Source organism: Amycolatopsis sp. NPDC059235 (genome assembly GCF_042754125.1).
In the GTDB taxonomy this organism is placed as follows: domain Bacteria; phylum Actinomycetota; class Actinomycetes; order Mycobacteriales; family Pseudonocardiaceae; genus Amycolatopsis; species Amycolatopsis albidoflava.
Map to the genome: position 1 here is coordinate 1 of NZ_JBHZAG010000009.1, position 13,045 is coordinate 13,045.

Sequence of the window (13,045 nt, forward strand, 5' to 3'; positions counted from 1 at the left end):
CCCCAACCCCGATACGAAGCCTCCTCTGCGGTCTGGGGGTGGTTGTCAAGGCATCTTTCCCGCCTTGACAAGCACCCCCAGACCGTCAGGACAATCAAACTTCGGGGTGCCCCACGCAACCACGGTTTCGCAAAGTTTCCCCTCCCAGACAGCAGCGTCAGCGGCCGAGAAAATTGCGCACCCAGTCAAGCGCCGTAGGAAGCGCGTTCAACACCGAAATATGCCCATCCCGAGGCCGGAACCACAGCTCAGCCTCCGGCAGATTCCGCACGAGCCATTCACTGTGGCTGACCGGGACGATCTGATCCTCGCCGCCGTGCACCAGCAGCACCGGAACCCGCACGTCGGCGGCGGAAAATCCCCACGGCGCCACGTAAGCGAGGTCGTCGTCGGCTTCCGCGGCCACGTCGCCGGAAGCGCCGGCGTCCTCGCCCAGCGGCCCCCACGTGCTGCGCAAGGCCGTCCAGTCCGCGTCGGTGAAGCTCGTCGGGTCGAATTCTTGCGTTTCTCCGTGCCGCAGCCGGGTTTCCCGGCCCTTCCGGGCAGTACGCAGCGAGCTGTCGTCGGCCATTCCGGCGTACCAGTCGTAATCCTCGGAGAACGGAGCCAAACCGGCGAGCGACACCGCGGCAGTCACGCGATCCGGCAGCCCGGCGGCGCAAGCCAGCGCGTGCGGGCCGCCGCCGGACGCTCCCATCACGGCGAACCGCGGCAGGTCCAGCGCGTCCGCCAGCTGCCGCACGTCCGAGGCGGCCGAGCCCACCGTCCGCCCGACGTTCGGGGTGGACCCGCCGTAGCCAGGCCGACCGTAGGAAAGCACCCGGAAACCTCGCGCGGCGGCAGCCTCCACCACGGGTGACAGCAGGCGGCCGGACTGCGGAGTTCCGTGGTGCCACACCAGCGGAAAGCCGTCGCCCCCGCTGTCGTGCACTCGAAGATTCCGGCCGTCCGGCAGCGATAGATCAGTCGTCCCCATGCCAGAGGACTCTAGCCACTCCGCCGCGCGCGATCGGCGAAATTGTCCCAGGCCTGCCGGATCAGCGCGGGATGCGCGAGGAGGTCCGACGCGGTCCGGGCCAGCGCCGAGGCCGTCGCGAGCAGCACGGTTCGGGCTCGCGGCGAACCGGTCGCCTCAGCGAACGCGCGGCTGCCGACCGCGCGCACCGGATCGTGGAGCGCGACCGACGGATGGATCGTCGGCATCCGCACGCTCACGTCGCCCACCTCGGGCCGACCCGGGACCGCCGTCGCGCCGGAGGGCGACGCGTGGATCCCGCACGCCGCGAGGTGCCGGGCGAAATGCCCGGACAGCACCGGATTGTCCTGGAACCGTGCGTGAATCGGGCCGAACCGTTCGACGTTCGCCTTGGTCCCGGTCGCCATCGCGGCGCCTTCGGCGGCCGCGGTCACCTCGGCGACCACGCGGCCGAGCGCCTCCGAATCCGGCGCGCGCAACCCGAAGCGGGCTTCGGCGAAATCGGGCACCAAGTCGGTGGATTCCCCGCCGTGCGTCACGATTCCCTGCACCGCGGCACCCGCCGGAAGCCGGGCGCGCAGTGCGGCGATCGCGGTGAAGACCTGCACCAGCGAGGCGACCGCGTCGGTGCTGTCCTCGGGCGCCGGGCCGGAATTCCCGTGCACGGTCACCCGCAGCTCGGTCCGTGCGGCGAGCGGCGCGGCGGCCCAGGTGTGCACGCCAGGCTGGAAAGTCAGCACTGCGTCGATCCCGTCGGCGGGCCGGTCGGTGACGACGACGGAACCGGATTCCAGCGTCGAGGCGGTGGCGAGCGCCGCGCCGAGCACCGCCGCGGCGACCAGGTTGTGCCCGAATTCGCGGAGCCGGTCGGACGGAAGCAGCAGGGCGACGCACGGACGTCCGCCGCCGTACACCGCGGTGGCGCCGGTCACCTCGAACCCGGCGGCGGCGAGCTGCCCGAGGCCGGGCGCCTGGTCGTCGGCGGGTTCGCGGGACCAGGCCCAGAGCCGCTCGGCGAGCAGCTCGATCTCGTGGTCGGTCCGGTCGTGCCGGTCCTCGTCGGACTCCATGCCGCCGAGGTACCCAGCGGGCAAGGAATCGATCCCATTCGAAAGTGGGTAATTCGGCCGTGGGCGCGACGGCGCCGGTGCGCGATGGTCACTGGCATGACAGCGGGAACCTACCGGGTGCTGCCGGCCGAGGTGTCGGCGATCGTGAAGAACGTGGAAGGCCTCGGCTCAGCGGCGTTCTCGGCCGTGCGCGACCTCGAGACGCTCGTGATCGACGCCTTGTCGTTCGCGGGCATCGGCAGCGGGGTCGCCGCGGCGAACACCTTGCTGCAGTCGAAACTCGTGTCGTCGCTCGGCGATTTCGTGAAGCTGATCGAACAGGTCAACGGGAAAGTCCAGCACGCGGCGCAGAACTACGCCGACGCCGACACCGCGGTGGCACAGGGCTACGGCGGCGGAACGGGCGGCGGGGGAGCAGGGGCGGCCGGCGGCGGCGGTGCGGCTGCTGGGGGTGCCGCACCGCAGCAGCTGGACGACCGGGTCGTCGATTCGATCATGCGGTCCGAGGGCGCGACCGGCGAACAGGGCGGGGTGCCGGAGGCGTACGGCTTCCGGCAGAACATGCACAACGGCTACGACCAGATCATGGCCGCCCGCCAGCAGTACGGCATCGGCAGCGCCGAGGAGCACGCCGTGGTCGCGCAGCTGATGACCGCGAACGCGCGGCACGCCGGGGCGCTGGAATTCTCCGACGCGGGCACCCAGGCCGCGATCATGTCCGGCGCGCACATGCGCGGCGCGGGCGGCGTCCGGGCGATCCTGAACCACATGGGCGGCGCGGACATCGTGCAGAGCGCGCGCACGCTCGACCCGGCCGCGGTGCAGCAGTTGCAGGGCTTGTCGCCGCAAGAATTCCAGCAGCAGTTCCACGACGCCCGGATCGAATACGACCGGGAGGTCTACGGCGACACGACCACCCGCCAGAACGGGCACACGCAGAACTGGTGGGACCGCTACGGAAACGGCCTCACCCAGCGCTACGACCGCGAGCAGCAGGAGTTCCTGCGGCTGTCGCGGTAACCCGCTTCAGTCCAAATCGGACAACCGGGCCGTCAGGTCCTCGACCAGCCGGGTCACCAGCCGGTCGAGGAGCTGGCGGTCTTCCGCTGTCCAGTCGCTCATCGCGCCGGCGAACCAGCCCTCGATCACGCCGACGTAGCGTTCGGAGGCGGTTTTTCCTTCCGGGGTCAGCTCGATCAGCCGGGCCCGCTGGTCGTCCGGGTCGGCCACGCGCCGCACCAGCCCGCGGCTTTCCAGCCCCTGCACCTGCCGCGTCACGTGCGGCCCGACGACGTTCATCCGGGTCGCGATCTCGCCGACCCGCAGCGGTTTCCCCTCGATGTGCAGGATGCCGAGCACGGTCATCGCCGGCCGTTCCAGCGGCAGCCCGGTGGCCTCGACCGCGCGCTCGAACAGCTTGCCCCGGCGCAGCGACCCGCTCAGCTCGTTCAGCCGGGGAAGCAGGTCCCGGAGCAGGGAAGGGACGGCGGACATCGCGGGCTCCTTGATTAGATACCTAAGTTAGGTATACAGTTGGCTCACCGGGATCGCACGAGGCGGTTCCGGCCGGTCTCGAAAATGATACCTAAGGTAGGCATCTACCGCCTGCCGAGGCGAAGGGGAGAACCATGAACAGGAGTGTGCTGATCTCGGGGGCGAGCATCGCGGGCCCGGCGCTGGCGTACTGGCTGAACCGGTACGGCTTCGCGGTCACCGTGGTGGAGAAGGCGTCGGCCGTGCGCGGCGGAGGATACCCGATCGACATGCGCGGCCCGGCGGTCGAGGTGCTGCGGCGGATGGGGCTGGAGGAGACGGTGCGCGCGCGGCACGTCGACACCCGGCGGCTGACGTTCCTCGACGGGGACGGCGGCGTTCTGAACAGCGTCGCACCGACCGTGATCACCGGGGACGAATCCGGGTATGACATCGAACTGGCCCGCGGCGACCTCACCAGCGCGCTGTACGACGCGGTCCGCGACGACGTCGAGTTCCGCTTCTCGGAGTCGATCGCCGCGCTGGACGACCGCGGCGACAGGGTCGACGTGACCTTCTCCAGCGGCCGGAGCCAGACGTTCGACCTGGTCATCGGCGCGGACGGACTGCACTCGAAGACCCGTTCGCTCGCCTTCGGGCCGGAGGAGCCGTTCCACCGTTACCTCGGCTACTGCTTCGCCGGATTCACCCTGCCGAACCATCTCGGCCTGTCGCACGAGGGCATGTCCTGGGCGGTAGCGGGCCGGTCGGCGTCGCTCTACGCCGCGGGCGACCACGACCGCGACCAGGTGCACGGGTTCCTGGTGTTCACCCGCGCCGACGCGCCCTTCGAAGCGTTCGCCGACCCGGACGCTCAGCGCGATCTGGTCGCCAGCCGCTTCGAGGGCTTCGGCTGGGAGGTGCCGCGGATGGTGGAGGCGATGCGCTCGGCCGACGATCTGTTCTTCGACGTGGTCAGCCAGATTCACATGCCGGTGTGGTCGAAAGGCCGCGTCGCGCTGGCCGGGGACGCCGCGCACGCGACGTCGTTCCTGTCCGGGCAGGGGTCGAGCCTCGCGATGATCGGCGCGTACCTGCTGGCCTACGAACTGGCGGACGCTCCGCACGACGTCGCTTTCGCGGCGTACGAGAAGCGGTCGCGGGAGTTCGTGGAGGCAAATCAGGCATTGGCGACGGGCGGGTCGGCGCTGATGTCGCCGCGGACCGAGGCCGAGGTGGCGGCGCGGGCCTCGGCGTTGCGGGCGCTGGACGGGCTGCCGGGGTCGGAGCACAGCGAGGTGCACAACTTGCTGACGCTGCCGCCGGCGCGCGCGACTGTCTGACCTGCCGCTGGCGAGTCGCTGTCCGGCGCGCGGTCGCGGCGTGCGAGGCTACCCGGCGGCATTGCGCGGTGACGGAACGGGGCGGAATGAACGCGATTGCGCGCGGCGGCGGGATGCTCGTGGCGATTCTGGTGGTCGTCGGCGGCACGGCCGGGCTCGGGGTGGCGCTCGGGCTCGGCGGGACGGCGATGCTGGCCGGGCTGACCGCGTTGTTCTGCTTCATCGCCGCCACCGGCGGGCCGCTGCGGCCGGACCTGCTGCTGCTCGCCGCGTTCGCGCCCGCGGTGGTGATCGGCGGGGCCGGGCCGCGGTTGCTGGGCGAGGTGTCGCCGGTCGCGTCGATCGCGCTGCTGGTGCTGGTGGTGTTCGCGGCGGCGGTGGTGCCCGCGCTCGGGTCGCGGTACGTGACGGTCGGGCTCGGGCTCGGCATGGCTTCGGTGTTCGGCTACGGCTTCCAGTTGAGCGGCGCGGCCAGCCCGGTGCAGATCATCTGTGCTCCGGCGCTGGCCGTCGGAGTCGTCTTCGTGCTGCGGTTGCTGATGGGCTTGCGCGATCCCGGCAAACCGACCCGCACCGCGCTGGCCGACGCACTCGCCGGCCCGGATCGCGCGAGCGCGGAGCGGGCGGTGCGATTGTGGGTGACCGACCGGCCGCGAGCGTGGCAGGCGCGGGTTCTCGCCGGCGGCGCGCGGTATCACGGGACGGCGGCGTTGCTGCGGGACCGGCTGCGCGCGTTCGACGAGGAGCAAGCGACGGCGGTGTCCCGGGTCCTCGACGCCGCGGACGAACAGGTCGCGGCGCTCGCGGAAGCCGTGCGGGCCAAGACTGTTTCTGACCCGCCGGAGATCGAACGGATCGACGCGGATGTCGCGCTGCCCGGGGACACCAGCGCATTGCTCGACGAAGCCTGGGCAGGCTTGTCCGCGATCCGGGAAGCGGTACTGGCCCGCGACGAGTCCATTGTGGACTTCCCGCGGCATCTCGTCCGTGAGGCACTGCGACGCGAAGCGACCGGGGTGTTCTCGTGGCGGTCCGCGCAATTGCGGCACGCGGTGCGGTGTGCGCTGGGCATGCTGGTCGCGGCGGTGATCGCGACGTTCCGACCCGGCGACCCGCTCACGGTGTCATTCTTGATGACGACCTTCGCCCTCATGCAGCCGGAATGGCGGGACACGCTGGCGAAGGCGTGGCAGCGCGCCGCCGGTGCCGCGGCCGGGGCCGTGGTGCTGGCGGTCGCGCTGTGGCTGTTGCCGCCAGGGGCGTTGCTGCCGCTGGGAATTGTCGCGCTGCTCGTCGGCTTCCCGTTCATGCAGGTGAAACCGATGGTGTTCAACGGCTGCATGGTGCTGATGAGCGTCGGGATGAACGCCACGACACGGCATCTGGACGCGCTTTCGGTGCTCGTGGAGTACCTGCTGCTGGTGGCGCTGGCGGTGGTGATCGGGCTGTTGTTCGGCTTCGCCGCGGTGCCTGGTGTGCCGAAACCTTCAGTGGCGCACCGTTTCTCCGAAGCCGTCTCCGAGACCGGCGAGCTGCTGGCGTCAGTGGCGGAACGGCTGCGCGGCGGGGGAGGACGACGGGAGGTCGGGCTGCGATTCCGTGCGGCCGCGCGAACGCATCAGGACCTGCTGAGCCCCGAACCCGGCAGCCGGGAGCCCTCGCCGGAGCAGCGAGAAGCGCTGGAGGAAGCCGGACAGGGATTGCGCGGCCTCGCCGCGTCGGCGGGCGCGCTGCTCCAGCGAGACGGCCAGTCGCCGACCATGGCTTCTTTCGCCTCGGCGGCCGCGGGCGCGCTGGCGGGCAGCGGAGAACTGCCCGCACGTCCGGCCGACGTGGACGAGGAGGAACGCCTGCTGGCCGACCTCGTGCGGGCCGACCTGCTGCGCGTGCACCGGGGCGCGGAGGTGCTCGCGGACTGAAGGGCCGTGCGGCCATCGAATGCTTCCCTTGCGCCCCTTCACCGTCCGCGTTCGCGATGTCACCATCCGGACATGAGGAAACTCCCGATCGTGACGGTGGCGGTGGCCATGGCGCTGCTGGTCCCGGTGTCCGCGGCGTACGCCGATCCGCCGCACAACCTGCCGCAGAACGCCAACGGGTACGAGCAGACCTTCTCGCCCGCCTACGACTACGACGGCGACGGTTGCTACGCCACGCCGGCGATCGGCCCGGACGGCACGCTGGCGCCGGGCCTCAAAACGACCGGCGCGGTCAACGGCAACTGCCACGACAAGTCCGACCTCGACAACTCCCAGACCTACTCCCGGTCGACCTGCGACCACGGCTGGTGCGCGGTCGTCTACGCGAGCTACTTCGAAAAGGACCAGGCAGTGGACGGCAGCGGCCTGGGCGGGCACCGGCACGACTGGGAGCACGTGATCTCGTGGATCGACCAGTCGTCGAACCAGGTCGAGTACGTGACGACCACGCAGCACTCGTCGCAGGTGACGTACCCGCGCTCAAAGGTGGCCTTCGACGGCACCCACCCGAAGGCCGTCTACCACAAGGACGGCCCCGGCACGCACTTCTTCCGCCTTGCCGACGCCCACGACGAACCTCCGGAAAACCACTACCACACCTGGCGGTACCCACCCCTGGTCGGCTGGGACGGCTGGCCGTCGACAACCTTGCGCGACCGCCTGATGGCCGCCGATTTCGGCGCCGCGACGATCAAGATCAGCGAGGGCCGGTACCAGGACCTGCTGGAGAAGTCGAAGCCCTCCGGGATCCCTTTCGACCCACGCGGCTGACTCGTTCCGTGAGGGGAACCTTCACGGACTCTGATTCCCGCAGGGTTCCCCTCACGACCCGCCGCGACACGGCTCACCCCAGCGTGCCGCCGAAAGTCGAGGAATAGTAAGGGGCATGCACCCAGCCCCCGCCAACCTCCCGCTGGACGGATTCACCGTCGTCTCCATCGAACAGGCCGTCGCCGCCCCGCTGGCCACCCGCACTCTCGCCGATCTCGGCGCGCGCGTGATCAAGGTCGAACGCGCGGACGGCGGAGACTTCGCCCGCGAGTACGACCACGTAGTCCACGGCACCGGCGCCCACTTCGTCTGGCTCAACCGCGGCAAAGAATCCCTAGCCATAGACCTGAAAACCAACGAAGGTCGCGACGTCGTCAAGCGGCTCATCGCCCAAGCAGACGTCTTCGTCCAAAACCTGGCCCCAGGCGCAGCCGCTCGCCTGGGCTTCAGCGCCGCCGACCTCCGCTCCAGCCACCCGGAACTCATCGCGGTAGACCTCTCCGGCTACGGCGCCGGCGGCCCGAGGGAACAACGCAAGGCCTACGACATGCTCGTCCAAGCCGAAGCAGGCCTGATCGGCATCACCGGCACCCCGGAAACCCCGGTCAAAACCGGCATCCCCACCTCCGACATCGCCTCCGGAATGTACTGCGCGCAAGCGGTCCTGGCCGCCCTCCTGCGCCGCGTGCGAACCGGCCAAGGCGCGGCAATCGAGGTGACGATGCTCGAAGCGACTGTCGAGTGGATGGGCTACGCGATGTACAGCCAGATGTACTCCGGCCGCCAGCCCGCGCGGATGGGCCTGAGCCACGCCTCGATCGCCCCCTACGACGCGTACCCGACGAAAGACGGCCAGATGCTGATCGGCGTCCAGAACGACAGCGGCTGGCGAACGCTGGTCACCTCAGTCTTGGAAGCCCCGCACCTGGCCGAAGACCCGCGATTCACCACAAATGTCCAGCGGGTGAAACACCGCGCGGAATGCGACGCGGCAGTAGCCGCCGAAACCGCTCGATGGTCCACAGTGGACCTGGACGAGCGGCTGGCCAAGGCCGGAATCCCTGCCGCGCAAGTAAAACAGGTGGCCGACGTCGTCGCCGACCCGCAGCTGCGCGCCCGCGACCGCTGGCGGACGATCGGCACCGAACACGCCGCGGTCGACGCGCTGCTGCCGCCGGTGACCTTCGCGGACGTCGAGGCTCGGATGGGCGACGTTCCGGCGTTCGGCGCGCATACCCGTGCGCTGCTTGAAGAGGCCGGGGCGGACGCGGAGGATCTGCTCGGCCGGGGGATCGCCGCCGAGCCGCGTTGACAGTTGTATGGTGCATCTCTAGCATGCGGGGACATGCCGGGAGAAGACCGCGACGGCGATGCCCTGGACGCTATCCACCGCGCGATGATCCTGTTTTCCCGCGGGTCCCGGGTCCGCTCGAACGAACTGTACGAGGGGCTCGGGTTCGTGCCGTACACCATGCTGTCCTCGATCGACCTCGCGGACTGCGCGCACGCGGCGGATCTCGCTCAGGAGTACGGGCTCGACCCCTCGACGGTGAGCAGGCAGCTGGCGGAGCTGGAGACCGCCGGGCTGCTGGTGCGCGGCCCGGATCCGCGGCATTCGCGCAGGCAGCGGCTCGAGCTGACCGAAGACGGGCACCGCGCGCTGGCGATTACCCGTGCGGCGCAACGGGAACGGCTCGAGGAGCGGTTGCGGGGCTGGTCGCGCCGCGACGTCGTGGAGTTCGGCCGGTTGCTGACCAGGTTCGTGGAGTCCTAGCCGTCCACAGTGGATGGTCGGCGACCACGGGGGCTTGGTCAGCCGCGGCGGATCGGGCCCAGTTTCGCGGAGAGATCCTCGGCGAGGTCGGCCGGACGGGGCGGTCCGTCGGCGCGGTCGGCGGCCCAGGCGAGCGCGAGCCGGCTCGGTTCCCAGCCGTCCTCGTCGATGCGGACCAGCTTGAACTCCGGCGGCGAGAACATCCGGCCGATGAACGACGCGGGCGCGTAGGACACGAGCGCGACCAGCCGCCGGTTGAACACCTGTGCGGCCATTTCGAGTTCGCCGCCGCGCCCGCTGACCGCGCGGACGATGTTCCGGACGCCGCGTTTCGCGAGTTTCCTGGTCAGCGCGGCGAGGATGACCGGGTTCGGCCGGGCGAAGTCGATGACCACCTCGCGGTCGCGCAGTTCCTCGATGCGGACGAGGTCGCGGCAGGCGAGCGGATCGTCCGCGCGGACCGCGATCGCGCCCTGGTACTCCGCGACGGTGCGGGCGCGCAGCCGCTGATCCTCGACCGCGAGATGGATCAGCCCGAGTTCCAGATGCCCGGACACCAGCTTCGCGGTGACCTCGGCGGCTGACCCGGCCACCTCGAAGGTCGCCGGAGCGGCCAGCCCGCCGACCGCGGTTTCGAGGTCTTCGAGCAGATCCGACGGCGCGTACGCGGTGGCCCCGACCCGGATCGGAGTGCCGTCTTCGAGGACTCCCGCCGCGATGTCCTTCAGCCCGTCGACCTGGCGCAGAATCGCTCGCGCCGGGCCGAGAAGCGCTTCGCCGAGCGGGGTGAGCCGGACCTCGTGGTAGTGCCGCTCGAACAGCGGGCCGCCGAGTTCGCGTTCGAGCAGCTTGATCTGCTTGCTGAGCGGCGGAGGGGTGATCCGCAGCCGGTCGGCCGCGCGCTTGAAGTGGAGCTCGTCGGCGACCGCGACGAAGTATTTGAGCCGGGTGAAGTCGATCTCCATCGTCCAATGTCCAGCGGGGCGGGCGGGTTTTCGGCGATCATACGGCGGGGAAGGGGAGCTCGGCCGGTTGTCGGGGCGGGCTGGGACCGGACGGGTCCGCGGAGGGCCGGGCGGATCTGCGGGGCTTGGCTGAGGCGGCCTGTTCGTGCGGTGTCGCGGGATTCGGGCGGGCCGGGGGTTGCCTGGCCTGTGCGGCTTGGCGGAGGGGCCGGGGTGAATCGCCGCGTGGGCTGCGGGCTTCGGATGGCGGCCGGTGCGCTCGCCGCCGGAATCCGGCGAGCGACGAGACCGTCGAAACGTCACCCCGCGCGAGCGGCCCGCCCATCGCTGTCCTCCGGTGCCTCCAACACACCGCGCGCCACCAACCCAGCCGTCTCCGCCACATCTAACCCGAGCAACTCCGCCGCGACCTCGAACGTCTGCTCGCCCAGCAACGGAGCCTGCCCCACCGGCGGATCGGCGACATGCGCCGCATGGATCTGCACGTTCTCCAGCACATACGGCTCCTCCGCGTACGGATGCAGCTCCTCCCGAAACGCGCGCCGCTCCCGATACTGCTCCCATTCCGGCAGGTCGGCCGCCCGCAGCATGGCCCCGGCCGGAACGCCGGCGGCCTGCAGCAGATCCATCGCCTCGAACGCGGAACGCCGCTCCGCCCACTCGGCCACCGCCGCGTCGATCCTGGCGCGGGCAGCGGCTCGGCCGGACCGGGTGGCCAGGCCAGGGTCGGCGGCCAGGTCGGGGCGGTCCAGCACCGAGCACAACGCGCCCCAATCCGCGTCGCCGCGGACGGTGACCGCCAGCCAATCGTCATCGCCGTCGGTCGGGAACACGCCCCAAGGCGCGTCGTGCGCGGGGCCGGCCAAGCAGTGTCCTCGGCGGGCCAGGTCTTCGGCGGCGATCCGGTCCGCGAAATGACTCAGCATCACCTCGGACTGCGCGACGCTCACCGCGCCGCCCTCCGCGGTGCGTTCGCGTCGGACGAGCAGCGCCAGCGCGGCCAGCGCGCCGATCCGGGCGCACACGTGATCGGGATAGACCGTGACGGCGTCGCTGAACGTGCCTGGCTCGCCCGGATAGATCCACTCGCTGGTGAGTCCGGTCGCGGCGCGCACCAGCGGCCCGTAGCCGAGCCGCTGAGCCCATGGGCCGGTCGGGCCGAAGGCGGAGCTGTCCACGACGACGATCCCGGGGTTCACCTCGGACAACGCCGCCCGGTCGAGGCCGAGCGAGGCGATGACGCCGGGTTTGAAGTTGGTCAGCACGACGTCCGACTGCGCGACCAGCCGCCGCACCAGCGCCTGGCCTTCGGGATCCCGCAGGTTGACGCCGATGGCGCGTTTGTTGCGGTGCCCGGCGGCGAAACCGTGCGACATCAGGCCCGGCAGCGCGGCGCGGGAACCGTCCGGGAAGGCGGAGTTCTCGATCTTGATGACGTCCGCGCCGAGGTCGCCGAAGAGCCGTCCGGTGTCGCCGCCGACCACGATCACACCGAGGTCCAGGACTCGGATTCCTTCCAGCGGACGGCCTTCGCCGCGACGGGCGCGAGCGGCGAGGATCGGCGCGGCGGCAACCCGTGCGCCGGTGTCCGGGCCGGCGACGGCGCGGTGTCCGTCGATTTCGGTGATTCCGGCCGGGACTGGCGCGGTCAGGCCGGGCGACAGTTCGGTGTCGCGGAAGAAGCCGCGGGCGGCGAGCTGGTCGGTGTGCAGGGCCTCGGCAAGGGTGAGCACGGCGGCGGTCGGCACGCCGTGGCGCTGGCCTTCGCACTCCAGTTCGGAGCGGGTGCGGTCGGCGAAGAAGCGGCCGATCGCGGGCAGCAGGTCCGGCGACGCGTAGCGTTCGCGCACCTGGTCGTACTTCGGGTCGGCGAACTCGGCCGGGCTGCCCATCCATTCGAACATCCCGCGCCACTGCCGCCGCGACAGCAGGCAGATCCGGAGATACCCGTCCTGGCAAGGGAAAATCGGGTACCGGTGGCGTTCTTCGGTGCGTCCGCGCGGAAGGTCGCTCAACGGAACCCCGGCGGCGGCGCTGCCGACCATGCCGAACGCCGGGTCCAGCGCCTGCATCGCGCCGTCGAGGACGGAGAAGTCGATGCGGTCGCCGCGTCCGGTGCGCAGCCGGTCGAGGTACAGGCTCACCGCCTGGAACGCGGCTTGCGCGGCGGCGACGTGGTACGGCAGTTCGCCGGGCGGCAGCAGCGGCGCGCGGCCGGGGATGCCGGACCGGGAGAGTTCGCCGGTCAGCGCGTGGAACACCGGCGTGGTGGCCTGCCAGTGCCGGCGGGTCGTGGCGCGGCCGAAGTCGCTGATCGACAGGATGACCAGCGCGGGATGCCGGGTGCGCAGTCCGGGGAGGTCGAGGAGTTCTTCGGCGGGCGAACCCGGCGGAGTGGTCTCGATCAGCAGGTCGGCGTCCGCCAGCAGCTGTTCCCAGCCGTGCGAGCCGGGTTCGGCGGTGGCGTGGGCGAAGCCGTGCCGGTCGATGGCGGTGCCGATCGCGACGCCGTCGACGACCGGTCCGGTGGTGCGTTCGTCGGTGACGCCGGGCAGGACGACCCGGGTGACGCGTGCGCCGAGATCGGCCAGCAGCCGTCCGGTCGCGGTCATCGGGCCGGAGGACAGATCGAGCACGCGGACCCCGGACAGCGGCGGGTCGTAGGTGTCGGACAAGGGAACCAGCCTCCTCGAT

General features: G+C 70.9%; 11 protein-coding genes. 6 read left to right on the forward strand and 5 right to left on the reverse strand.

The window, feature by feature from the left end:
- Nucleotides 1-157 precede the first annotated feature (157 nt).
- Entirely contained in the window at nt 158-976 is an 819-nt protein-coding gene (locus tag ACFXI3_RS08530; RefSeq protein ID WP_378398969.1) for an alpha/beta fold hydrolase, read from the reverse strand.
- 11 nt (nt 977-987) lie between these two features.
- Nucleotides 988-2,070 carry a hypothetical protein gene (locus ACFXI3_RS08535; RefSeq protein ID WP_378398970.1) on the reverse strand — a complete coding sequence of 361 codons (1,083 nt, stop codon included), beginning with the start codon at nt 2,068-2,070 and terminating at the stop codon, nt 988-990.
- Between the two features lie 72 nt (nt 2,071-2,142).
- Between ACFXI3_RS08535 and ACFXI3_RS08540 the strand changes: the two genes are divergently transcribed.
- Nucleotides 2,143-3,066 (forward strand): hypothetical protein, encoded by a 924-nt coding sequence (locus ACFXI3_RS08540; protein ID WP_344285028.1) that lies wholly within the window; start codon nt 2,143-2,145, stop codon nt 3,064-3,066.
- 6 nt (nt 3,067-3,072) lie between these two features.
- On the opposite strand, the gene ACFXI3_RS08545 is transcribed toward ACFXI3_RS08540, so the two are convergent.
- A complete protein-coding gene (locus ACFXI3_RS08545) occupies nt 3,073-3,540 on the reverse strand; it encodes a MarR family transcriptional regulator (protein ID WP_344285031.1) in 468 nt (155 codons plus the stop codon).
- A gap of 134 nt (nt 3,541-3,674) precedes the next feature.
- Here ACFXI3_RS08545 and ACFXI3_RS08550 point away from each other — a divergent pair, with 134 nt between their 5' ends.
- The 5 genes from ACFXI3_RS08550 (at nt 3,675) to ACFXI3_RS08570 (ending at nt 9,386) form a co-directional block, all read left to right on the forward strand.
- A complete protein-coding gene (locus ACFXI3_RS08550) occupies nt 3,675-4,862 on the forward strand; it encodes an FAD-dependent monooxygenase (protein ID WP_378398973.1) in 1,188 nt (395 codons plus the stop codon).
- Nucleotides 4,863-4,948: 86 nt separating this feature from the next.
- Complete coding sequence (locus tag ACFXI3_RS08555) at nt 4,949-6,781, forward strand: FUSC family protein (RefSeq protein WP_378398975.1); 1,833 nt, start codon at nt 4,949-4,951, stop codon at nt 6,779-6,781.
- Between the two features lie 72 nt (nt 6,782-6,853).
- The gene (locus tag ACFXI3_RS08560) at nt 6,854-7,612 is read left to right on the forward strand and encodes an NPP1 family protein (RefSeq protein WP_378398977.1); all 759 of its coding nucleotides are present in this window, start codon (nt 6,854-6,856) and stop codon (nt 7,610-7,612) included.
- Between the two features lie 115 nt (nt 7,613-7,727).
- On the forward strand, nt 7,728-8,924 hold the full coding sequence (locus ACFXI3_RS08565; protein ID WP_378398979.1) for a CaiB/BaiF CoA transferase family protein: 1,197 nt from the start codon (nt 7,728-7,730) through the stop codon (nt 8,922-8,924).
- 33 nt (nt 8,925-8,957) lie between these two features.
- Nucleotides 8,958-9,386: a MarR family winged helix-turn-helix transcriptional regulator gene (locus ACFXI3_RS08570; RefSeq protein ID WP_378398981.1), complete on the forward strand. Its 429-nt coding sequence runs from the start codon at nt 8,958-8,960 to the stop codon at nt 9,384-9,386.
- A gap of 38 nt (nt 9,387-9,424) precedes the next feature.
- Here the strand turns inward: ACFXI3_RS08570 and ACFXI3_RS08575 are convergent, their stop codons facing one another.
- Nucleotides 9,425-10,351, reverse strand: coding sequence for a LysR family transcriptional regulator (locus ACFXI3_RS08575; RefSeq protein WP_344285046.1), 927 nt, complete (start codon nt 10,349-10,351; stop codon nt 9,425-9,427).
- Between the two features lie 299 nt (nt 10,352-10,650).
- Entirely contained in the window at nt 10,651-13,026 is a 2,376-nt protein-coding gene (locus ACFXI3_RS08580; RefSeq protein ID WP_378398983.1) for a CoA transferase, read from the reverse strand.
- Nucleotides 13,027-13,045 lie beyond the last annotated feature (19 nt).

Bases quoted from the DNA above. Each gene is read 5' to 3' on its own strand.
- ACFXI3_RS08530 (WP_378398969.1), bottom strand. From the start codon at position 976: ATGGGGACGACTGATCTATCGCTGCCGGACGGCCGGAATCTTCGAGTG.
- ACFXI3_RS08540 (WP_344285028.1), top strand. From the start codon at position 2,143: ATGACAGCGGGAACCTACCGGGTGCTGCCGGCCGAGGTGTCGGCGATC.
- ACFXI3_RS08545 (WP_344285031.1), bottom strand. From the start codon at position 3,540: ATGTCCGCCGTCCCTTCCCTGCTCCGGGACCTGCTTCCCCGGCTGAAC.
- ACFXI3_RS08550 (WP_378398973.1), top strand. From the start codon at position 3,675: ATGAACAGGAGTGTGCTGATCTCGGGGGCGAGCATCGCGGGCCCGGCG.
- ACFXI3_RS08555 (WP_378398975.1), top strand. From the start codon at position 4,949: ATGAACGCGATTGCGCGCGGCGGCGGGATGCTCGTGGCGATTCTGGTG.
- ACFXI3_RS08560 (WP_378398977.1), top strand. From the start codon at position 6,854: ATGAGGAAACTCCCGATCGTGACGGTGGCGGTGGCCATGGCGCTGCTG.
- ACFXI3_RS08565 (WP_378398979.1), top strand. From the start codon at position 7,728: ATGCACCCAGCCCCCGCCAACCTCCCGCTGGACGGATTCACCGTCGTC.
- ACFXI3_RS08570 (WP_378398981.1), top strand. From the start codon at position 8,958: ATGCCGGGAGAAGACCGCGACGGCGATGCCCTGGACGCTATCCACCGC.
- ACFXI3_RS08575 (WP_344285046.1), bottom strand. From the start codon at position 10,351: ATGGAGATCGACTTCACCCGGCTCAAATACTTCGTCGCGGTCGCCGAC.